Here is a 19,869-nt window from a genome sequence, read left to right as displayed (position 1 = left end):
GCCGCTTGACCTACCATGGCCCCGGACGAAGGGGGACGGATGCGGAAGGATAGTGGAGCGCAGGCCGGGGGCGCACGGCCGACAACGCGGGTCGTGCTCGCGTGCGTGGCGTTGGCGGCGGTCGTGCTGTCGGCAGGGGTGATCGCCGATGCGGTGTCGGCCGAGCCCGTGCGTGCGGATGACGCCGCAGCGGCCCTGCCCATGCGCACTGAAACCGGGAACCCCGAGTTCGATCGCCTGTTCGCGCTGGCGCAGACCGAACTGGACAAGGACCGCGTCGACGCCATCACCGACTGGTCCTTCAACGACCAGAAGCCATACCCCTGCGTGTGCTTCGAGACCGGCGAGAAGTGGCATTACGTGTGGACGCGCGACCTGTCGTACGCCGCCGACCTCGCGCTGGCGCGCCTGGACCCGGAGCGGACGAAGACCTCGCTGCGCTTCAAGCTCTCGGACGTGCGCAACCCGAAGGTGCCGCAGGGCCTGTTCGTCGCGCAGGACACGGGCTCGGGCGGCAGCTGGCCGATCAGCACCGATCGCGTGGTGTGGTTCCTCGCCGCGCGGCACCTGCTGGACGATCCGGCCTTCGCCGACGAGACCTGGCGTGCATTGGCCGATACGCTGGCGCAGGACCGCAAATACGCCTTCGACGCGGACATGGGCCTGTACCGCGGCGAGACCTCCTTCCTCGACTGGCGCGAACAGAACTACCCCGCGTGGACGGCGAAGGACACCACGTTCATCGCGCAATCCTTCGCCTTGTCGACCAACGTGCTGCATTACGAAGCGCTGCGGCTGGCCGAACGCATGGCCACCGAACGCAAGGACGCGCGCGCCGCGGAGTTCCGCGCGCAGGCCGATGCGCTGCGCACGGCGATCGACGCGAAATTCTGGCGCGAGGACCGCGGCCTGTACATGAGTTACATCGGGCCCGCGTTCGCGCCGGTGCCGGTGGAGAGCTACGACCTGCTGGGCACCTCGCTGGCGATCCTCGCGGGCATTCCTTCGCAGGAACGCGCGACGCGCGCGCTCGCCGATTACCCCGTCGTCGAACATGGCAGCCCGGTGATCTGGCCGCAGCAGCCGGACACCGCGATCTACCACAACCGTGCGATGTGGCCGTTCGTGAGCGCCTACGCGCTGCGGGCCGCGCGCAAGACCGCGGATGCGGCGCGAATCGAACACGAGATCCGTTCGCTGATGCGCGGCGCCGCGACCGCGGGCTCGAACATGGAGAACTTCGAGCTCACGACGCAGGCCGTGCATGTCGATGACGGTGCCCTGAGCGGGCCGGTCGTGAATTCGCCGCGGCAGTTGTGGTCGGTCGCCGGGTACCTCGACATGGTGCTGCGCGGCGTGTTCGGGCTGGAGGACAACGGCGGGGTCGCACCGTTGTTGCCGCTGCCGCTCGCGAAGGAGCTGTTCGGCGATCGCCGCGAGATCAAGCTGGTCATGCCCGGGCGCACGATCGTGTTGCGCAGGCCGAAGCAGTGGGTCGGTCCGTTGCTGGGCGCCGCTGCGGTCGCGACCAAGGGCGAGACGATGATCGTCAGTCTCGGGGCGGGCAACGCGCCTTCGACGACGCTGAGGACCAACGGTGCCGCCTTCGCACCGCCGCAACCCGCGGCGCCGCAATGGACCGAAGGCAAGTTCGACTGGACGACGACGCTGCCGGAAGGCGTGCGCCTGTACGTCGACGGCAAGCTGCGCATCCGCGAGGACGATCCGCGCGACGTCGCATTGCCGTCTTCCACGTATTCGCAATGCATCACGGCGACCGCAGTGAAGGACGGCATCGAATCGCTGCCTTCGCCCACGACCTGCATCGGCACCTCGCAAACGCTCGGCGGTGTCTTCCCGCGCAACTGGTCGGCGCCGCACACCGGCCGCTACCGCGCGCAGTTCCGCTATCGCAACACCAACGGCCCGGTGAACACGGGCATCACCGCGGCGGTGAAGACGCTCGTCGTCACCTGCGGCGACGAGCGCCAGGCCGGCACCATCGTCATGCCGCACCGCGAAGGCGAGGGCGATTCCACCGCGTTCACCTTCACGGCCAGGCGCGACACGCCGTGCACCTTCACGCTCGAGGACGCCACCAACATGAGCGACCTCGCACACTTCGCGCACTACACCGGCGGCAAGGGCGGCGCGAGCGGCCCGCTCAACGCCGCCGACGTCGGCCTGCTCACCCTCATGCCGGCACGCTGAACCACTTCCGAGGATCCCTGATGACCGCACCCAACGTGAAACCGACGCTGACGTTCTGGCAGATCTGGAACATGTGCTTCGGCTTCCTCGGCATCCAGTTCGGCTTCGCGCTGCAGAACGCGAACGTCAGCCGCATCTTCCAGACGCTCGGTGCGTCGATGGACGACATTCCGATCCTGTGGATCGCCGCGCCGCTGACCGGGCTGATCGTGCAGCCGATCGTCGGTTACCTCAGCGATCGCACGTGGACGGGGCTGGGGCGTCGTCGTCCGTACTTCCTCGTCGGCGCGGTGCTCGCTTCGCTGGCGCTGTTCGCGATGCCGAATGCGCCGGTGCTGTGGATCGCCGCGGGCCTGCTGTGGATGCTGGATGCGTCGATCAACATTTCGATGGAACCCTTCCGTGCCTTCGTGGGCGACCAGCTGCCGGTGAAGCAGCGCGCCTCGGGGTATGCGATGCAGAGCTTCTTCATCGGCGTGGGGTCGGTGGTCGCCAGCATGTTGCCGTTCCTGCTCGCGAAGATGGGCGTGTCCAACACCGCCGGGCCGGGCGAAGTGCCGCAGACGGTGCACTACGCGTTCTACCTCGGCGGCGCGGTGCTGTTGGGTGCGATTGCGTGGACGGTGCTGCGCACGCGCGAGTACCCGCCGGAGCGTTTGCAGGCGTGGGATGAAGCGCCCCCGATCGCCGCAGGTGTGCGCGACACGGGCCGCATGCGCCGCAATGCGCTGGTGTGGCTGATCGTCGGTGCGGCCTTCATCGCCGCGGTGGCAACGCAAGGCTGGGCGAAGGAGCTCTACATCCTCGGCGGCCTGGTCGCGGGCTACGGCGTGCTGTTGCTGGTGCGCACGATGCTGGGCGGCGACGGCGGCTTCCAGCACATCATGGACGACCTGCAGGACATGCCCACGACGATGCGCCAACTCGCGGTGGTGCAGTTCTTCTCGTGGTTCGCGCTCTTCGCGATGTGGATCTACACCACGGGCGCGGTGACCTCGGTGCATTTCGGCAGCACGGACACGACGTCGGCGGCCTACAACGAAGGCGCGAACTGGGTGGGCGTCCTGTTCGCGGCCTACAACGGGTTCGCGGCCCTGGCGGCCGTGGTCATCCCGTGGATGGTGAAGCGTTGGGGCCTGCGCACGAGCCACCTGATCAACGCGACGCTTGGCGGCGTGGGGCTCATCTCGATCGCGCTGATCCGCGATCCGCAATGGCTGCTGCTGTCGATGGTGGGCGTGGGCTTCGCCTGGGCCTCGATCCTTTCGCTGCCCTACGCGCTGCTCTCGGATGCGGTGCCGGCGGCCAAGATGGGCGTGTACATGGGCATCTTCAACTTCTTCATCGTGATTCCGCAGCTGATCGCGGCGAGCCTGTTGGGCTTGCTGCTCAAGACCTTCTTCGCCAACCAGCCGATCTATGCGCTGGTCATCGGCGGAGCGAGCCTGATCGTCGCGGGCCTGTGCGTGCTGCGCGTGCGTGAACCGGCATCGCACGCCGTCGCGGCGGTGACGCCGTGATGCGCGCGAAGTCGCTGTTCGTCGCGATCGGTGTCGCGCTGCTGGCGTCGTGCAAGCCCGCGCCCGCGCCGCAGAAAGTCGCGGCAAAACCCGCCGAAGCCCCCAAGCCCGCCGACTACTACGGCACCAACGAACCCTTCGCCGCGAACGCGGTGTACTTCGTCCTCACCGACCGATTCGTCAACGGCGACAAGTCGAACGACCACCGCAACCAGGGCAAGGGCCCCGCGCTGCATACCTTCGATCGTCCGACGCCGGGCGCGCCGAAGGGCAAGTCCGACAACGTCGGCTACCTGGGCGGCGATTTCAAAGGCGTGCTCGACAACGCGCAGTACATCAAGGACATGGGCTTCGGCGCGGTGTGGATCACGCCGATCGTCGACCAGCCGGACGAAGCCTTCACCGGCGGCGAGCCGGTGAAGTGGGGCGGGTTCTGGACCGACAAGGGCAAGACCGGCTACCACGGCTACTGGGGCGTCAATTTCTACAAGCTCGACGAACACCTGCCGAGCAAGGACCTCGACTTCCGCGGCCTGACGAAAGGCCTGAAGGCGCATGGCCTGAAGACCGTGCTCGACATCGTGATGAACCACGGCTCGCCCGCGTTCTCGATGCCGAAGGCGCAGCCGAAGTTCGGCAAGATCTACGATGCGGACGGCAAGCTGGTCGCCGACCACATGAACCTGGCGCCCGACAAGCTCGATCCGAAGAACCCGTTGAACGCGTTCTACAACCGCAAGGGCAACCTGGCGCAGTTGTCGGACATCAACGAGAACGACCCGCACGTGCTGCCGTATTTCCTCGGCGCGTACGAACAGTGGATCGGGCAGGGCGCCGATGCGTTCCGCATCGACACGATCGGGTGGATGCCGCATCCGTACTGGCATGCCTTCACCACGAAGATCCGCGAAAAGCACCCGGGCTTCTTCATGTTCGGCGAGGCCTTCGAGTTCGACGCCAACAAGATCGCCGAACACACCTGGCCGGAGAACGCGGGCGTGAGCGTGCTCGACTTCCCGTTGCAGAAGGCCTTGTCGGAGGTCTTCGGTGGCGCGTCGGCGCACAAACCGGGCGCCGGGTTCGAGCGCATCGGCGAAGCGCTGCACCTCACCGACGGCCCGTACGCCAACCCGTACGACCTGATGACCTTCTACGACAACCACGACATGCCGCGCCTGGACGCGACGGACGAAGGCTTCATCGACGCGAACAACGTGCTGTTCACCATGCGCGGCATTCCGGTGATCTACCAGGGCTCGGAAACGGGCTTCGAGCGCGGAACGGCGGAGCACGCCGGCAATCGCAATTACTACGGGCAGGCACGCATCGACGCCGCCAACGACAGCCCGATCTACCGCCAGCTCAAGCGCATCGCGAACCTGCGTGCGCAGACGCCGGCCCTGCAGCGCGGCCTGCAGGTGGACGTGGAGTTGCAGGGCGATCGCGCCGCGTTCTATCGCGTGCTGCAGGAAGGCAAGACGCACCAGATCGCGCTGGTGCTGCTCAACAAGGGCGGGGCGCCGGCGCAGTTCGTGGTGCGGCAGGGCCTGCAGGCCGGGCGATGGTCGCCGGCGCTCGGGGGCGCAGCGGTCGACGTCGCGGAAGGCGGCCAGCTCGAAACCACCGTGGCACCGCACGACGTGGCGGTGTTCCTGCTCGATGCCCCGGTGACCGATGCCAGCCTCAAGGCCGACCTGGATCGCGGGATGGCGCGGGCCCGGCGGCACACGGCCGGATGAGCCTGGGGTCAATAATCCAGCACATCAGGTAAGCATGGCAAAACATCATGTAAATAATACTTGACATAGGGTCAGGTATTCATTACCTTGCCGCCACCTTCCCAAGGAGTCGCGGCAATGCTGGCCAGAGAGCGTTTCAGCTGGGTCCAACTGACGGGCCTGGTGTTGTTCTTCGGGGCGTACTTCGTCGTGGTGTCCGCGTTGCAGCGCGCCCACATCGAACCGACCTTCCTCCAGAAGATCGGCATCCTCGCCATCGCGGCGGGGTCGCTCGCGGTCGTGGTGCTGATCGACCGCATCATCGCGTGGCTCCGGCCCGACCGGAACGCGAAGCCCGACGAGCGCGACAAGCTGATCGAACTGCGCGCGTCGGGCATTGCGTACTACGTGCTGATGGCCGGCGCGCTGTACGTGGGCTGCTACCTGCCGTTCCTGGCAACTACGTGGCAGATCGTCAATTCGACACTGGCCGTCGTGGTCATCGCGGAAATCGTGCACCACGGCCTGGTCGTGCTCGGCTACCGGAGAGGCTGGCGTGTCTGAGCGCAAACTCACCAACAACATCCGCACGCTGCGCTTCCTGTCCAACGAGATGACGCAGGCCGAGTTGGGCGAGCGCGTGGGCGTGACGCGGCAGACGATCGCGGCGGTGGAATCCGGCAAGTACTCGCCGACCCTGGAGTCGGCGTTCCGGATCGCCGAGGTGTTCGGCAAACCGCTGGAGGACGTGTTCCGCTGGGAGGCGTAGTCGTGCAGGATGCGGGCGAACCCACCACCGCGAGCGCGCAATGGATCCCTCCCTGGAATATGTCGGCTTCTGGCGGCGCGTGGTGGCCAGCATCATCGATTCGGTGCTGGTCGCCCTGCTGATCTATCCGCTCGCGGTGATGGTGTACGGGCCGGGCTACTTCCTCGACACGCGCCTGCTCAAGGGCGGTGCCGACTTCGCCATCACCTGGGTGCTGCCCGCGGTCCTCGTCATCTGGCTTTGGGTCTCGTGGAGCGGACAGACGCCGGGCAAGCGCGTCGTCGGTGCGCACATCGTCGATGCGGACACCGGCGGTCCCGTCTCGACGCGCAAGGCGATCGTGCGTTACCTCGGCTATTTCGTCAGCATGCTCGGCTTGTTCATCGGCTTCCTCTGGGTCGGGTTCGATCCGAAGAAGCAGGGCTGGCACGACCACATGGCGGGCACGGTGGTGGTGCGCAGGAAGCGCTGATCGCGATCACTTCATCGAATGGATCCCGAACATGTTCCCGTCGGGGTCCGTCGCCAGCGCGATGAAGCCGTACTCGCCGATCGAGAACTTGTCCTTGAAGATCTTGCCGCCGTTGCCTGCGACGCGGCCGGCTTCGACCGCGCAGTCCTCGCTCATGAAGTAGACGATGGTGCTGTTGTGGCCCGCGTCCATGCCCTTCATCCATACGATCGCACCGCCGGCGCCGCCGGTGTCGCGTTCCATCGGGAAGGCGAGCATCTTCAGCTCGTCGCTGCTGTCCAGCGGCGTGAACTGTGTATCGAGCACTTTTTCGTAGAAGGCCTTCGCGCGCGGAAGGTCGTTCACGTAGATCTCGAACCAGCCGACGGGATTGGGGCGGGCCATGGCATGTCCTCCGGGAAACCGGGGAGGATCGCGCCGGCTTCGCTAGCCGCGCGTGAGCGTGTCCTTCACGCCGAGCGACGCACGTGGCACTCGCGTACGCATTGGAGGCACCCGTTGGCGCGCGGGAAGAAACGCTTCGCCGCCTCCACCGCCGACCGGCATTCGGGGTGGTGGCCGAGGTTGAGCGGAAACGTGGGCACGCGGCGGCACCCTTCACGGTGGACCAGGTGCTCGCCGTTGTCCTCGGGATACAGGTTGACGAAGTAGCGGTGCAAACCGGCGCTCGCGGCGTGGACCAAGGGCCGCGAGGTTAGGTGACGCGCGGTAGCGGGGGACCGGGAAAAATTCTCTGCTGCGCTGCGGTGCGATCTGTCTGCGCACGCACGCGCGGTTTCCCGAGCTGCATCGCCTTGCCCTGAAGGACGGTGTCGCGTTGCGCAGGCGCGTGGAGACTCGGACCTCCCGCACACGGCAGCGACACGATGGCTACGCTCTCCCTGCTTCGGCACCAGGCGCCGTCCGATTTCCACGATCTCGCGCGTCCGCTCGGCTGCTTCGCGCCGCATTGGGCGCGTTACGTCGTCGCCGACCGCAGCGGCGCGGTGTGGGCCTTCGAGCGCTGTCCCTTCATCGACCGGCACCAGGGCCAATGGGTGAACAAGGTGGGCGGCGGCCGCTTCGCCTTGATCGGCACGCATGCCGGCGGTTGGCCGCAGTGGGCCGAATCGCTGCACTACAGGCGCGGCGGCTTGTGGGTGAATGCGGAGGTCGAGATCGCCGCCGAACGGCGTCGACGCCTGCGCGAGGCGGTCGCAGGCGCGGTGCGATTCGTGGTGTTCATGTCCGCACTGGTCGCTGCGGTGCAGGCGGCCTGGTGGAGTGGCTGGCTGTAGCAACGCGGTGGGTGGCCACCGAGAGCAACCGGCGCCGCTGCTTGTGCAGTTGCTCCTTCGCGAAGGTGTCCAGCGCGTCGCGGTCGTCCTTGTCAAAGGGTGAGTCCGCGTTGCACGCATCCAGCAGGAGTTGCAGGTCCTGCAGGTCGCCCATCTTCTCGGCCAGGCTCTTGTCGAATTCCGTCAGTTCGCCGGCCAGGCCCGCTGCATTCCGCGCGCGATGCTGTTGCGACAATCGACGCACGCGGCGGCGCCACGCGTGCCAGGCCACTTCCGTATCGGTATCCACCACGCGTGCGAGCGCTTTGACGATGCGATGGGTGGTGTGCGCCAGGCCCACGTCGAGTTCGTCGGGCGTCAGCGCCGCCCACGGCAGGCCCGAAAGTGCCGCACGCAGCGCCGACAACACACTGCGCGCGTCCACGACGCTTTGCAGGCATTGCGCGTCGTTCTCCAACTCGCTGCGACGCGCCGCCGCTGCGCGGCGCGCCCGCTGCAGGATCTGCTGCGTGGCCGCGTCCTGTTGCTTGTCGGCCAAGCGATCCAGCGTTTCGACCAAGGCATGCGCGTCGCGCAACTGGGACAGGCTGCGGTTCACGCGGCGCAGCGCGCGATCCACGACGCGCGCACCGGGGCCGAGCGTCGTGCGTCCCATCGCCAGCGTCGCGCGCGTGCGGCGCATCGCCTTGCGGGCGCGATGCACGCCCGCGTGCAGGCGGCCGCCGAACGCGTCGAGCGCGTCGACTGCGGCGGCGAGTTCCTCCTGCGCGTAGTGCAGCAGCGCGGGGCCGGGGCCGTTGGAAGCCATTGTGACAGTCTAGGACGCGGGACCCGATGCCGGCTGTATGGTCGGCAGACCGAGGTGCGCGAGCCGACGGGAGGTAGCGATGCGGAGGGCCTGGGTCAGCCTGGCGATGGCAGCGGTCTGCGCGGGTGTCTTCGCGGCCACGCCCGTGAAGACGCCGATCACGCCGGCCGTTTCGAAGCCCGTCGTCTTTGCGCCGATCGTCGTCGTCGGACAACGCGCCACGCCGGCCATCTGGGAACTGCGCAAGGGCAACAAGACCCTGTGGATCCTCGGCACGCTGTACCCGGTCCCCAAGGGCGTGGACTGGGACCCCAAGCCGATCGAACAGCGCGTGGCCGTCTCGCAGGTCGTGCTGGGGCCCATGGGCCTGTCGGTCGGGGAGGACATCGGCTTCCTGCGCGGCCTGTTCCTGCTGCCGGCGTTGCGCCGATCGCGCTTCAATCCCGACGGCCAGACCTTGCACGAGGTGCTTCCGCCGCCGCTCTACGCGCGTTGGTCGCAGGCCCGCGCGCGATGGCTGGGCGAGGACAAGGACGTCGAGCGCTTCCGCCCCATCTACGCCGCGTTCGAGCTCGACAATGCCGCGATCGACAAGGCAGGTCTCGCGCCGCCGCGGCGCAAGTCGATCGTCGAACAGGCCGCGAAGCGCTTCGGCATTCCGATGGTCGACGTGCGGCTGAAAGTGGAGGTGGATGCGCCCCGCCAGGCGCTGCGTGAGTTCAATGCATCGAAGCTGGACGACACGCGCTGCCTCGAAGAAACGCTGGACCGCGTCGACAACGACCTGGTGCACATGCGCGAGCGCGCGGAAGCCTGGGCGGCGGGGGATGTCGAGCGCTTGCGCACCTTGCCGTTCCGCGAGCAATGGGAAACCTGCCTGGCGGCGCTCGGCAGCACGGACGTGGCGCGGGAGCACGGCGTCTCGAACGTGCCGCAACAGATGGAAGCGCGCTGGCTCGCCGAAGCGCGCAAGGCGATGGCCTCGCACGATCGCGTGTTCGCCACCTTGCCGGTACGGCTGCTGCTGCGAAACGATGGCGTGCTCGGCGCGTTGCGCGCGGACGGCTACGTCGTCGTCGCCGAACCCTAGGTGTCGAGCGTCGCCTGCAGCCGCGCGAGCGCCTCGCTCCACGCGCGCCGCAGGCCATCGGCCTCCGGACGCGTCTGCAGGCGTTCCTGCATCACCTTCACGTCGGTGGCGTTGCCGGCGGCGACGAAATGGAGTTCGACGGGCGTGTTCGGCGCGGCGTCGGACTGGTGCCAGGTGAGGACGATGCTTTTCGGCGCAACGACCTTGCGCAGCACGGCGCGATTGCCGTCCGCATTCGCCCAGGCGCCGCCATCGCGGAAGTCGATCTCGTTGTCGGTCCCGAACCAATGGTCGAGCGCGGCGCCGGTGGCGAAGGCATCGAAGCAGGCGCGCGGGGAAGCGTCGATGCGCCGTTCCACGTCGATCGCATAGCCCAGCGCGCGGCCATCGGTTTCCTTCGCACCGCGCGCGCGTTCGTACTCGACCAGCAGCGTGTCGATCCACCAGGGATCGAGCGCGAATTCGGCGCGCAGGTGGTCGCCGATGGCCTGGCGCCCGAGGTCCGGCCCACCGAGCGTGTCGAGCAGGGCGAACCAGTCTTCGGCCGTGCGGCCCGTCTCCAGCCAGGTGGTGGCCTCGTCGAGCGGCTTGTCCGATCGCAGGTCGATCTTCATGCCCGTATGCTAGCGGCCAATCGTGCCGGCGGGAGCCCCCGCATGTACCTGCCCGAAGACAGCGTCAACGAGGTCGAGCAGCAGTGGTTCGGCCGCCACCTGGCCGCCATGCGCGAGCCGGTGCTGTCCGTCGCCGGCAAGCCGAAGGATTACGTCGCGGTGCGCATCCTGCGGCTGCCGACCTTCACGCATCCGTCCGCCGTGCGCGTCGAGGCCGAGGGTGATCGCATCGTGCGCCGTGCAGTGGAGACCGACGGGCAAGGGGGCTTCGATGTCGGCGAGGTCATCGTCGATCGCGCCGGCACGCTCACGCGCACGCAGGCCGACGTGATGCTGGCGGAACTGGACGCGACCGGCTTCTGGTCCTGGCCCGCGGAAGAAGAAGGCGGCCTGATCATCATGGACGGCACCGAGTTCGTCGTCGAAGCCATCCGCAACGGCGAACACCGCGTGCGCGTGCGCACATCGCCCGATGTCGGCACGGAGGAACGAGGGCTGGTGAAGTTCGCGGATTTCTGCGAGTCGCAGTTCGCGGCGACGGGCTTCGACGATGCCTCCGAATTGGACGAGGACGACTAGGTCGTCCTCGTCCGTCCCGCTCGCCCGCGTCAGTACTGCTGCAGGCCCAGGATCGACTGCAGCACGCTGGTGAGGATCACCGCGACGTCGTTGTTGCCGTTCTGGTTGCCGTAATAGGTGCCGTAACGGTAGTCCTGCCCGTACGCGTCCTGGTAACCGCGCTGGAAGCCCTGGCGGAAGTAGTCGTTGTATTCGCGCTGGTCGACGTAGTAACCGTTGTAGCCGTAGCTCGCGTCCTGGTAGGCGAAGTTGTTGCGCCAGTCGCTGCGCCAGCCGTCGACGCGGTCCGCGTTGCCGGCGCGCACGCCCATCTGGTAGCCGTAGCGCACGGCCTGCTGGAGCATGTCGGCGGTGTAGCGGTCGGCGGTGTAGTAGCGGCCGTCGCGCAGGTAGCGATAGGACACCGGTGCGTAGTAGTAGGGGTCGTTGTAGCCCGCGCGCGGCGTCCAGCGCGCCTGCATCGCCTGTTGCTGCTGCCAGTACCACTGCTGGTAGGCGTACTGCTGCGCGCGACGCTGCGACTGCAGCGCGGCGATCTGCCGCGATTCGGCGATGCGGCGATCGGCGACGTAGCGTCGGTAGTCGGCCTCGCGGCGACGCTCCAGTTCGACACGTCGTGCATGTTCGGCGGTGCTCACGCGGCGCGCCTGGTCGCGGCGGACGGCCTCTTCGTGGCGATCCGCGTCGCGTTGCGCCTGCGCGCGACGGTCGGCTTCGCGACGCGCCGCTTCGCGATGGTCCGCGTCGTGGCGGGCGATGTCGCGACGTTCCGCGTCGCGGCGTGCGGCATCGCGCTGCTGCGCTTGATGGCGCGCATCGTTCTGTTGCGCGGCCTGGCGGCGATCGATGTCGTGGCGTGCGGCATCGCGTTGCTGCGCTTCGCGACGCGCGTCGTCGCGCTGTCGCGCCTGGCGATCGGCGGCTTGGCGGCGTGCGGCCTGGTCGTGTTCGGCCTGCTGGCGCTGCGCCTGCGCATGCTGGTCGGCGCGTGCCTTCTGCTCCCGGGCCTGCGCGTCGGCGCGGGCCTTGTCGGCGTTGCCGTTCTTGTCGTGCTTGCCGTTGTCGTGCTTGTCGTTGCCGTGCTTGTCGTTGCCGTGCTTGGCACTTTCGGCCTGCTGCGCCTGGTCGGGCTGGCGTGCGGCGGCGGGCGCGGTCGCGAAACCCGCGCCGAGGGCGAGCGCGATGGCGGAAGCGAGGAGCGCGTTCTTGTGCAGGGTCATTGCGAGCCACCTTGGCGGTCTGCGTGGGATGTGCACAGTGAGCGGCCGTGGGGCTGAATGCGTTCTGAGAAAACGCGTGAAGGGCGCGATGCGTTCAGCCGCCGTCGTCGTTGTCGACGCCGCGTGGGCATGTGCCCGATGTTCAACCCGGTGAACGAAACTCACGACCAGCGGTGCGCGAAGGCTGGCCGAACCACGCGACACGGCGCGTGGCTTGGAAGGAGGGCCATGGCCGGCCCGCAGAGGTGGCCTCATGTGGGCTTCGCACGCGCGCGGTTTGGTGGCTTGCCTGGCGATGGTGCTTGCGTCGAATGCATTCGCGCAGGAGGACGTGCTCGGGCCCCCGGACGCGCTGCAATTCCCGACGCAGGCGAGTGCCGACGCGCCGAACGGCGTGACCGGTCCGTTCCTGCGCAAGACGATCGAAGACACCGTCGACGTCGCGTTGTGCGAAGCGCTCATGCGCAACGACGGACGCCCGATTCCCGCGGACTTCACGGCCGCGAACTGCGACCCGGCGTACGCCGCGAAGGTGCGCAACCGCGAGGGCAGCGTGCATTGGGCGAGCGCCAGTGCGCGACCGCTGCAATGCGGCGGGAACTGCGTGGGGCGCCCCTTCATGACGCAGTCGCAACGGGTCGGCGAACCGAACCTGCGCGAAGCGATGCTGTACGGACACATCGATCTCACCCTCGACGGCCCCGTCGATCGCAGCCTCACCTACTTCTTCGAAGCGCACATTCCGTGCAAGGCGAGCAACGGCGCGAAGACCGGCAACGTCGATGTGCGCTTCGAGATCGGCGATCCGGTCGTCGGTTCGCCGGGCGTCGTCGAATCGATCCTCGACTTCCTGTTGCTCCCCGCGCGCCTGTCGGATCGCATCGACGCCGGGATCCGCGCGATGCTGTCCTCGGTGCCGGGCACCAGCCAGGAAGTCGGCGCGTGCCGATCGGTGGGCGTCGGCCTGTCGACGGGCAATCCGCAGTTCGACAACGTCGTGTTCGACAAACCTGTTTCGGCCGGCGGACGTCGACCGCTTGCCGATCTCCTGCTGCGCGGCGACCGCGTGAAAGTGGAATTCCTCTCGATCACGCGGCATCCGCTGCCGGGGCCGCCACTTGTCGCGCCGGAGCATGCGCAGCCGGGTAATCCGGCGGCCGGCTATTTCACGGCGTATCTCAACGGCGTGCCGGTGGGCTTCCCGGTGCCGCTCAACATGTCGCCCGAAGCCCTGCAGTTGCCGCCCGAGGGAGGAACGATCGCGCTCAACTACTGCAAGACGCTCCCGATCGATGGATGGGATCGCCTGCAAGTGATCTTCGGCAACGGCCTGGGCGGCGCGGTGTGGTCGCAGTTCCCGCGTGCGCAGGGATTCGGCCAGGGCGTGCCACGCCGCATGACGACGGGGCGGGGCATCGTCGTGCCGGGACTGCCGGGACCCAACGGGACGACCAAGCCCCAGTCGGTAACGCTGCGCGAGTTCGAGCTGTTGTATCGCATCACCTTCCTGCCTGCGCCGGCCTTCGAGGCGGTGTCGGAGGGCGGCGGGCGTCGACCCCCGCGCGGCAGCGTCACCGGCGAGCTGGGAGAACGCCCGCCCTTGGTCAGCGATGGCGCGCCAGGTCCGGTGGCCTGCCGCGAAATCTGAGGGACATGTCGCTCGCGTTGTAGGATGGTTCCTGCCTTTCGATAGAAGCAGGTGCCGGTGCATCACGACTTCGCCCTGATCTCGACGCTGGCGACTGCCTTCGGCGCAGCGCTGATCCTGGGCTTCGTCGCCGCCAAGCTCCGCATGCCGGCGCTGGTGGGGTATCTGGTAGCGGGCATGGTGATCGGGCCCTTCACGCCGGGCGTCGTCGCCGACACGGGCCTTGCGTCCGAACTCGCCGAAATCGGCGTCATGCTGCTGATGTTCGGCGTAGGCCTGCACTTTTCGCTCGACGATCTCTGGGCGGTGCGCAAGATCGCGCTGCCTGGTGCAGTGCTGCAGATCGCCGCCGCCACCGCGATGGGCGCGTTCGCCGCATGGTTCTGGGATTGGTCTTGGGGGGCGGCGATCGTGTTCGGCCTGGCCTTGTCGGTGGCCAGTACCGTGGTGCTGCTGCGCGCGCTCGAAGCGCGCGGCGTGCTCGAGTCGATGAACGGACAGATCGCGGTGGGATGGCTGGTCGTCGAAGACCTCGCGATGGTGCTCGTGCTCGTGTTGCTGCCGCCGCTCGCGGGCGCATTGGGCGGAAACGCGCCGGAGGGCGGCGTTCCCGGAGCGATCGGGACGGCGGCCTCGGGCAACGTCTGGGCCGTGCTCGGACTCACGCTGCTCAAGGTCGGCGCATTCCTCGCGCTGATGCTCGTCTTCGGGCGCAAGTTGTTGCCGCGCCTGTTGTGGTGGGTGGCGCAGACCGGTTCGCGCGAACTGTTCACGCTGGCGACCGTGGCCTTCGCAGTGGGCATCGCCTTCGGCGCGGCCGAGTTGTTCGGCGTGTCCTTCGCGCTGGGCGCCTTCATCGCCGGCATGGTGCTGCGCGAGTCGGAGCTGTCCCATCGCGCGGCCAATGAAACCCTGCCGTTGCAGGATGCCTTCGCGGTGTTGTTCTTCGTCTCCGTCGGCATGTTGTTCGACTGGCACGTGCTGGTCGACGAACCCATGCACGTGATCGCGACGGTGGCGATCATCGTGTTCGGCAAGACGCTTGTCGCCGCCGCGATCGTCCTGCTCCTGCGCTATCCGTTGAACACCGCGCTCACCGTGTCCGCGAGCCTGGCGCAGATCGGCGAGTTCTCCTTCATCCTCGCCGGGCTCGGCGTGTCGCTCGGCGTGCTGCCGAAGGAAGGGCAGGGCCTCATCCTCGCGGGCGCGATCATTTCGATCGCTTTCAATCCGCTGTTGTTCGCTGCCGTCAGTCCGATCACGCGCTGGATGCGCGAGCGGTCCGCGCTCGCGCGCCAACTGGAGCAACCCGCGGATCCCACCGCGACGTTGCCGATGTCGACCGATCCGAAATACCTCGCGGGCCACGCGGTGCTGGTCGGTTACGGGCGCGTGGGCAAGCGCATCGCGCAGACGCTGAGCGAGCAGGGCGTGCCGGTCGTGGTCGTGGACCAGAACCGCGAGCGCGTCGAACTGCTCCGGGAGCGTGGCTTCGCCGCGGTTTCCGGCGATGCCTCCGAGCCGGCGACGCTCGTGCAGGCGCACATCTCCGGTGCGCGTTTCCTGGTCGTGGCCATCCCGGACACCTTCGACGTGCGTCGCATGGTGGATACCGCGCGCACGATCAACCCCGGCATCGACATCGTCGTGCGCAGCCACAACGCCGAGGAAGCCGCCTTGCTCGCGAAGGAGGGCGCCGGCCACGTCTTCCTGGGCGAAGTGGAACTCGCCGATGGCATGACCGACTACGTGCTGTCCAAGGGCGCGTCGGCCAAGGCGCCCGCGCACTGACCTCCCGACCCGGCCGCTTTCGTTTGTCTTCCCATCGATCCGCGTGAGTGCCCCATGCCCGATCCGTTCGAACCCCTCCTCGCACGCGCGCATGCCCATGCGCTGGATTACCTCGATCACCTGCCGGACCGCTACGTCGGCTCGCTCGCCTCGCGCGATGAGCTGATCGCCGCCCTGCGCGCGCCGCTGCCGCCGCACGGCGAGCCGGGCGAACACGTGATCGACCTGCTCGCAGCGCAGGTGCCGCGGGGCACCACCGCATGCAACTCGCCGCGTTACTTCGGCTTCGTCATCGGGGGTGCGACGCCGGTGTCGCTCGCCGCCGATTGGCTTGTGTCGACCTGGGACCAGAACGCCGGCATCTACGTCATTTCCCCGTTCGTGGCCGTGATCGAAGAGGTCGCCGGCGACTGGCTGCTCGACCTGTTCGACCTGCCGCGCGAATCGGGCGTGGGCTTCGTCACCGGTTGCCAGATGGCGAACCTCACCTGCCTGGCCGCGGCGCGCCACGGCGTGCTGAGGCGCGTGGGCTGGGATGTCGAAGCGGACGGATTGCAGGGCGCACCGCGCATCAACGTGGTCGCATCGGCCGAATCGCACATCACCATCGATGTCGCGTTGCGCTACCTCGGACTGGGCACGAAGTGCATCCAGCGCGTCGAGGCCGACGCGCAGGGCCGCATGCGCGCGGACAAACTGCGCGAGAAACTCGCCACCCTGGAAGGCCCGACCATCGTCTGCGCGCAGGCGGGCAACGTGAACACCGGCGCGTTCGATCCCTTGCGCGAGATCGCCGATGCGTGTGGCAAGCACGGTGCGTGGCTGCATGTCGACGGCGCGTTCGGCCTTTGGGCACGCGCGAGCCACGATGCGGGCACGCGCGCACTCGCCGATGGCATCGAACTCGCCGATTCCTGGGCGACCGATGCGCACAAGTGGCTCAACGTGCCTTACGACTGCGGCGTCGCGCTGGTGAAATCGCGCGAGGACCATCGCGCCGCGATGACCTCCTCGGCCGCCTACCTGATCCAGACCCAGGGCGCCGAACGCGACGCCGTCGACTGGGTGCCCGACTTCTCGCGCCGCGCGCGCGGCGTCCCCGTCTACGCGAACCTGCGCACGCTGGGGCGCGATGGCATCGCCGACCTCGTCGATCGCCTGTGTTCACGCGCGCGGCAGATGGCCGATGCGCTGCGCGACGAACCCGGCGTGCAGGTGTTGAACGACGTCGTGCTCAACCAGGTCCTGGTGCGCTTCGACGACGACGATGACATGACCCGTCGCGTCGTCGTCGGTGTGCAGCAGGACGGCACCTGCTGGCTGGCCGGCACGACCTGGCAGGGCCGTGCCGCCATGCGCATCTCGGTGTCCAACTGGGCCACGAGCACCGAGGACGCCGCCCGCAGCGCGGACGCGATCCTGCGGGTCCACAAGGCCCTGCGCCGCGGCTGAGGGTCCCGTCGCCCGCGTCCGCTTTGGCTCTGGCGCCGGGCGGGCGGCCCCCCGAAAAATATTTCCAGGCCGATGTCGATTCCGGCCCCGGTCGGCCGTCGTCTGGATACCACCCACCGAAACAGGAGCTCCACCATGCGTTTCCTCTCCATGGTCCGCGTCGCCGAAAACACCGGACAGGTCCCCAGCGAGCGGCTCATGACCGAGATGGGCAAGCTGATCGAAGAGTTCGCCGCGAAGGGCGCCCTCGTCGATACGGCCGGCCTGCGGCCGACGTCCGAAGGCATCCGCATCCGCAACAACCACGGCAAGCTCAGCCGCACCGACGGCCCGTTCACCGAAGCCCGCGAAGTCATCGGCGGCTACGCCATCCTCGAAGCCCCGTCGCTGGCCGAGGCGATCAAGCTCACCGAACGCTTCCTGGAGATCCACGGCGACGAGTGGAACGTCGAATGCGAAGTGCGCCAGATGGAGATGCACGGCGAAGCCGATTGCAGCAAGGCGGCCTGATCTTCGCGGCCTGACCTCCTCCCCCCGCGACGCGAGGGGCATCGCCCCTCGCGTTCTTGCGCGCAGCGTCAGAACGTCCCGCTGAAGGTGATCGAGTAGATCGGCCCGATGCGCCGGTTGCGCATCTCGTGGAAATCGATCGGCCCCGTGCGGCGGTCGACGTACACGGTGCGATCCCACATCGACATCGCATCGCCCAGGTTGCTCGCGGTGAACCGCACGTTCATCCCGAACACGTCCTTGTTCTCGATGAACAGGTTCGCCCAGATCGGGCCTTCCCACTGGCGGCCGACTTCGGTGAGGCGATAGTCGAGTTCGTAGTACGAGTAATCGATCGCGCCGCCCCAGGCCCAGTTCGTGTTCGCGATGTCGTGGCGCAGGGCGATTTCGGCGAGCGATTGCAGGTTGTTGCTGATGGGGCGCTTCTCGAAGGTGAGCGGGTCTTCGACGCTGCTGTGTTCCATCTGCCAGGTCGCATCCACTTTCGCGCCCTTCCAGCCGATCTGGTCGAGGTTGAGCGTGCCCTTCCATTCGAAGCCGTACACCGTTGCGCGGTCGATGTTGCCCGGGCTTTCGCCGGTCGCGCCGATCGGGATGGTGTCGACGATGTCGTCGATGCGCTGCCCGTACACGCGCAGCGTGGTGTTGCCCCACGCGCCGAGCTTGCGGTTGGCTTCGACCGAGAGTTCCCAGGTCTGCGGCGGCACCAGGTCCGGATTGCCCGCGTTCTGCGTGTCGTTGTTGAGGTTCACCGACGCGAGGAAGTCGTAGAAGTTGAGCTGCCCGACGCGACGTTCCAGCTTGAAGTTGAAGTCGAGCGTGTCCGACTGCTTCCACGCCAACGACACCAGCCCCTTCGGCCGCAGGAACGTGCGCGACATGCCGCCCGCGCCGACCTGTTCGAGCTTGGAGTATTCGCCGCCCACGTTGACCTGCAGTTGCAGCGTCGGCGACAGCGCGCGGCCGTAGCTGGTCATCACTTCATAGCGGTCTTCCTGCACGGTGGCCGTGCCGCCGGGCAGCAGGAACGGATCGTAGTTCCCGGTCACCGGATCGTAGAAGAACAACTCCGCGGTGCTGTCGAGACTGTTGAACGCGTATTCGCCCGACACCTGCAGGTCGCCGCCCCAGCCCTTCCAGCGATATTCGGTGCGCGCAATGCGCTCGATCTCGTCGCCGTTGCGAGTGAAGCGCGAGGCTTCCGTGGGCGTGGTGTCGTCGAGGAAGTCGTCGATCACGGTGTCGGAGATGGGGTCGCGCGTGAAGCGATACAGGCCGATGAACTTCCAGCGCCCCGGACCGAATCCGAATTCGTAATCGCCGCCGAGCTCGTAGTTGTGGCCGCCTTCCTCCGACATGACGCTGCGATAGCGATCTGGCAGGCCCGAACCCACGCGCATGCCGTTCTCGTCGTAGTCGTAGAACACGCGCTGGTAGCGCCCGTTGAAGTTGCCCTTGTCGCCGTCCGCGTTGGTCCAGGCCAGTTGCGTGGCGAGCGTGGGCGCGTCGAACTCGCCGGTCCATTCGTCGACGCGGTTTTCGCGCACGGTGCCGTCGGCGTTGTAGATCACCGTCGGGCCACCGGCGCCGCTGTGGTTGCCGTTGTTGGTCAGGCCGATCGTGTAGTCCATGCCACCGGCCTTGCCGCTCACCGACACGTTGCCCCGCGTGTATTGCGGCGAGGTGTAGTACTTGCGCCAGTCCGGGCGCCATTCCCACTGGCCGCTGATGCCTTCGGCCTTGGTCACCACGTTGGCCACCTGGCCGGTGAGGCCGGGAATGTCGAGCGTGGCGCCGTCGACGATCTCGATGCGCACGACGTTGGACGCGGGGATGCGTTGCAACTGCCCGAGCACGTCCTGCGATTTCGCCGACAGGCGCTGGCCGTTGATCAGTACGTTGCCGGTCGCCTGGCCGAGGCCGCGCTCCTGCACCGCGTTGCGGATCACGAAGCCCGGCACCTGTTCGAGCATGTCCAGCGCGTTGTTCGGCGCGAAGCGCGTGAAGTCGGCGGGCAGGTAGGTGCGCGCGCCTTCGGTGCCGGCCTTGGCGGGCGCGGCCGCCTCCTGCGCCAATGCCACGGAAACGCAGAACGGCAACAGCGCCAGGCCCAGCACCGCACCCCGGATCGACAACGGCATCGCGACTCCCCTTCGCATGAACGATGGGGGAGGGATGCCGGGCCGCCGG

The 19,869-nt window shown here is 67.7% G+C and carries 19 protein-coding genes; 13 read left to right on the top strand and 6 right to left on the bottom strand.

The window, feature by feature from the left end; genetic code table 11:
- Positions 1 to 93 precede the first annotated feature (93 nt).
- From LVB87_RS14185 to LVB87_RS14160, 6 genes are all read left to right on the top strand, one after another.
- Positions 94 to 2,211: a Six-hairpin glycosidase-like protein gene (locus LVB87_RS14185; protein WP_232898601.1), complete on the top strand. Its 2,118-nt coding sequence runs from the start codon at positions 94 to 96 to the stop codon at positions 2,209 to 2,211.
- Between the two features lie 20 nt (positions 2,212 to 2,231).
- Positions 2,232 to 3,731, top strand: coding sequence for an MFS transporter (locus LVB87_RS14180; protein ID WP_232898600.1), 1,500 nt, complete (start codon positions 2,232 to 2,234; stop codon positions 3,729 to 3,731).
- Entirely contained in the window at positions 3,731 to 5,470 is a 1,740-nt protein-coding gene (locus tag LVB87_RS14175) for an alpha-amylase family glycosyl hydrolase (protein WP_232898599.1), read from the top strand. Before LVB87_RS14180 ends, LVB87_RS14175 begins: the two co-directional genes overlap by 1 nt.
- Positions 5,471 to 5,587: 117 nt before the next feature.
- Entirely contained in the window at positions 5,588 to 6,013 is a 426-nt protein-coding gene (locus tag LVB87_RS14170) for a hypothetical protein (RefSeq protein ID WP_232898598.1), read from the top strand.
- A gap of 49 nt (positions 6,014 to 6,062) precedes the next feature.
- Positions 6,063 to 6,218: a helix-turn-helix transcriptional regulator gene (locus tag LVB87_RS14165; RefSeq protein ID WP_232900568.1), complete on the top strand. Its 156-nt coding sequence runs from the start codon at positions 6,063 to 6,065 to the stop codon at positions 6,216 to 6,218.
- Positions 6,219 to 6,258: 40 nt separating this feature from the next.
- Positions 6,259 to 6,690: an RDD family protein gene (locus LVB87_RS14160; protein WP_232898597.1), complete on the top strand. Its 432-nt coding sequence runs from the start codon at positions 6,259 to 6,261 to the stop codon at positions 6,688 to 6,690.
- 6 nt (positions 6,691 to 6,696) lie between these two features.
- On the opposite strand, the gene LVB87_RS14155 is transcribed toward LVB87_RS14160, so the two are convergent.
- On the bottom strand, positions 6,697 to 7,074 hold the full coding sequence (locus tag LVB87_RS14155) for a VOC family protein (RefSeq protein WP_232898596.1): 378 nt from the start codon (positions 7,072 to 7,074) through the stop codon (positions 6,697 to 6,699).
- A gap of 65 nt (positions 7,075 to 7,139) precedes the next feature.
- Entirely contained in the window at positions 7,140 to 7,373 is a 234-nt protein-coding gene (locus LVB87_RS14150) for a hypothetical protein (protein WP_232898595.1), read from the bottom strand.
- Positions 7,374 to 7,556: 183 nt separating this feature from the next.
- Here LVB87_RS14150 and LVB87_RS14145 point away from each other — a divergent pair, with 183 nt between their 5' ends.
- Positions 7,557 to 7,967: a hypothetical protein gene (locus LVB87_RS14145; protein WP_232898594.1), complete on the top strand. Its 411-nt coding sequence runs from the start codon at positions 7,557 to 7,559 to the stop codon at positions 7,965 to 7,967.
- Here LVB87_RS14145 and LVB87_RS14140 read toward each other — a convergent pair.
- Complete coding sequence (locus LVB87_RS14140; protein ID WP_232898593.1) at positions 7,912 to 8,775, bottom strand: CHAD domain-containing protein; 864 nt, start codon at positions 8,773 to 8,775, stop codon at positions 7,912 to 7,914. The two genes, LVB87_RS14145 and LVB87_RS14140, sit on opposite strands and share 56 nt — an antisense overlap.
- A gap of 79 nt (positions 8,776 to 8,854) precedes the next feature.
- On the opposite strand from LVB87_RS14140, the gene LVB87_RS14135 reads away from it, so the two are divergent.
- A complete protein-coding gene (locus LVB87_RS14135) occupies positions 8,855 to 9,865 on the top strand; it encodes a TraB/GumN family protein (protein WP_232898592.1) in 1,011 nt (336 codons plus the stop codon).
- On the opposite strand, the gene LVB87_RS14130 is transcribed toward LVB87_RS14135, so the two are convergent.
- Positions 9,862 to 10,479: an SRPBCC domain-containing protein gene (locus tag LVB87_RS14130; RefSeq protein WP_232898591.1), complete on the bottom strand. Its 618-nt coding sequence runs from the start codon at positions 10,477 to 10,479 to the stop codon at positions 9,862 to 9,864. The genes LVB87_RS14135 and LVB87_RS14130 overlap by 4 nt on opposite strands.
- Positions 10,480 to 10,521: 42 nt before the next feature.
- Between LVB87_RS14130 and LVB87_RS14125 the strand changes: the two genes are divergently transcribed.
- A complete protein-coding gene (locus LVB87_RS14125; protein WP_232898590.1) occupies positions 10,522 to 11,058 on the top strand; it encodes a hypothetical protein in 537 nt (178 codons plus the stop codon).
- A 29-nt stretch (positions 11,059 to 11,087) separates the two neighbouring features.
- Here the strand turns inward: LVB87_RS14125 and LVB87_RS14120 are convergent, their stop codons facing one another.
- A complete protein-coding gene (locus LVB87_RS14120; RefSeq protein WP_232898589.1) occupies positions 11,088 to 12,278 on the bottom strand; it encodes a hypothetical protein in 1,191 nt (396 codons plus the stop codon).
- Between the two features lie 253 nt (positions 12,279 to 12,531).
- Here LVB87_RS14120 and LVB87_RS14115 point away from each other — a divergent pair, with 253 nt between their 5' ends.
- The 4 genes from LVB87_RS14115 (at position 12,532) to LVB87_RS14100 (ending at position 17,679) form a co-directional block, all read left to right on the top strand.
- Positions 12,532 to 13,926 carry a hypothetical protein gene (locus LVB87_RS14115; protein WP_232898588.1) on the top strand — a complete coding sequence of 465 codons (1,395 nt, stop codon included), beginning with the start codon at positions 12,532 to 12,534 and terminating at the stop codon, positions 13,924 to 13,926.
- A gap of 57 nt (positions 13,927 to 13,983) precedes the next feature.
- Positions 13,984 to 15,717 carry a YbaL family putative K(+) efflux transporter gene (ybaL, locus tag LVB87_RS14110; protein WP_232898587.1) on the top strand — a complete coding sequence of 578 codons (1,734 nt, stop codon included), beginning with the start codon at positions 13,984 to 13,986 and terminating at the stop codon, positions 15,715 to 15,717.
- A 54-nt stretch (positions 15,718 to 15,771) separates the two neighbouring features.
- Positions 15,772 to 17,169, top strand: coding sequence for an aminotransferase class V-fold PLP-dependent enzyme (locus LVB87_RS14105; RefSeq protein WP_232898586.1), 1,398 nt, complete (start codon positions 15,772 to 15,774; stop codon positions 17,167 to 17,169).
- Positions 17,170 to 17,304: 135 nt separating this feature from the next.
- Entirely contained in the window at positions 17,305 to 17,679 is a 375-nt protein-coding gene (locus LVB87_RS14100) for a YciI family protein (RefSeq protein ID WP_232898585.1), read from the top strand.
- A gap of 68 nt (positions 17,680 to 17,747) precedes the next feature.
- Here the strand turns inward: LVB87_RS14100 and LVB87_RS14095 are convergent, their stop codons facing one another.
- Positions 17,748 to 19,820, bottom strand: a complete 2,073-nt coding sequence (locus LVB87_RS14095) for a TonB-dependent receptor plug domain-containing protein (protein WP_232898584.1) — start codon at positions 19,818 to 19,820, stop codon at positions 17,748 to 17,750.
- Positions 19,821 to 19,869 lie beyond the last annotated feature (49 nt).

Origin of the sequence: Lysobacter sp. KIS68-7, assembly GCF_021284745.1 — a bacterium.
Taxonomy (GTDB): Bacteria; Pseudomonadota; Gammaproteobacteria; order Xanthomonadales; family Xanthomonadaceae; genus Noviluteimonas.
The sequence above is the reverse complement of the archived record's forward strand: the minus strand, read 5'-3'. Positions and strand labels throughout refer to the sequence as shown.

What these genes read in the sequence shown, in the direction of transcription:
- LVB87_RS14180 (WP_232898600.1), top strand. Translation starts at nt 2,232, where the DNA reads ATGACCGCACCCAACGTGAAACCGACGCTGACGTTCTGGCAGATCTGG.
- LVB87_RS14175 (WP_232898599.1), top strand. Translation starts at nt 3,731, where the DNA reads ATGCGCGCGAAGTCGCTGTTCGTCGCGATCGGTGTCGCGCTGCTGGCG.
- LVB87_RS14170 (WP_232898598.1), top strand. Translation starts at nt 5,588, where the DNA reads ATGCTGGCCAGAGAGCGTTTCAGCTGGGTCCAACTGACGGGCCTGGTG.
- LVB87_RS14165 (WP_232900568.1), top strand. Translation starts at nt 6,063, where the DNA reads ATGACGCAGGCCGAGTTGGGCGAGCGCGTGGGCGTGACGCGGCAGACG.
- LVB87_RS14160 (WP_232898597.1), top strand. Translation starts at nt 6,259, where the DNA reads ATGGATCCCTCCCTGGAATATGTCGGCTTCTGGCGGCGCGTGGTGGCC.
- LVB87_RS14155 (WP_232898596.1), bottom strand. Translation starts at nt 7,074, where the DNA reads ATGGCCCGCCCCAATCCCGTCGGCTGGTTCGAGATCTACGTGAACGAC.
- LVB87_RS14145 (WP_232898594.1), top strand. Translation starts at nt 7,557, where the DNA reads ATGGCTACGCTCTCCCTGCTTCGGCACCAGGCGCCGTCCGATTTCCAC.
- LVB87_RS14140 (WP_232898593.1), bottom strand. Translation starts at nt 8,775, where the DNA reads ATGGCTTCCAACGGCCCCGGCCCCGCGCTGCTGCACTACGCGCAGGAG.
- LVB87_RS14135 (WP_232898592.1), top strand. Translation starts at nt 8,855, where the DNA reads ATGCGGAGGGCCTGGGTCAGCCTGGCGATGGCAGCGGTCTGCGCGGGT.
- LVB87_RS14130 (WP_232898591.1), bottom strand. Translation starts at nt 10,479, where the DNA reads ATGAAGATCGACCTGCGATCGGACAAGCCGCTCGACGAGGCCACCACC.
- LVB87_RS14125 (WP_232898590.1), top strand. Translation starts at nt 10,522, where the DNA reads ATGTACCTGCCCGAAGACAGCGTCAACGAGGTCGAGCAGCAGTGGTTC.
- LVB87_RS14120 (WP_232898589.1), bottom strand. Translation starts at nt 12,278, where the DNA reads ATGACCCTGCACAAGAACGCGCTCCTCGCTTCCGCCATCGCGCTCGCC.
- LVB87_RS14115 (WP_232898588.1), top strand. Translation starts at nt 12,532, where the DNA reads ATGTGGGCTTCGCACGCGCGCGGTTTGGTGGCTTGCCTGGCGATGGTG.
- LVB87_RS14105 (WP_232898586.1), top strand. Translation starts at nt 15,772, where the DNA reads ATGCCCGATCCGTTCGAACCCCTCCTCGCACGCGCGCATGCCCATGCG.
- LVB87_RS14100 (WP_232898585.1), top strand. Translation starts at nt 17,305, where the DNA reads ATGCGTTTCCTCTCCATGGTCCGCGTCGCCGAAAACACCGGACAGGTC.
- LVB87_RS14095 (WP_232898584.1), bottom strand. Translation starts at nt 19,820, where the DNA reads ATGCCGTTGTCGATCCGGGGTGCGGTGCTGGGCCTGGCGCTGTTGCCG.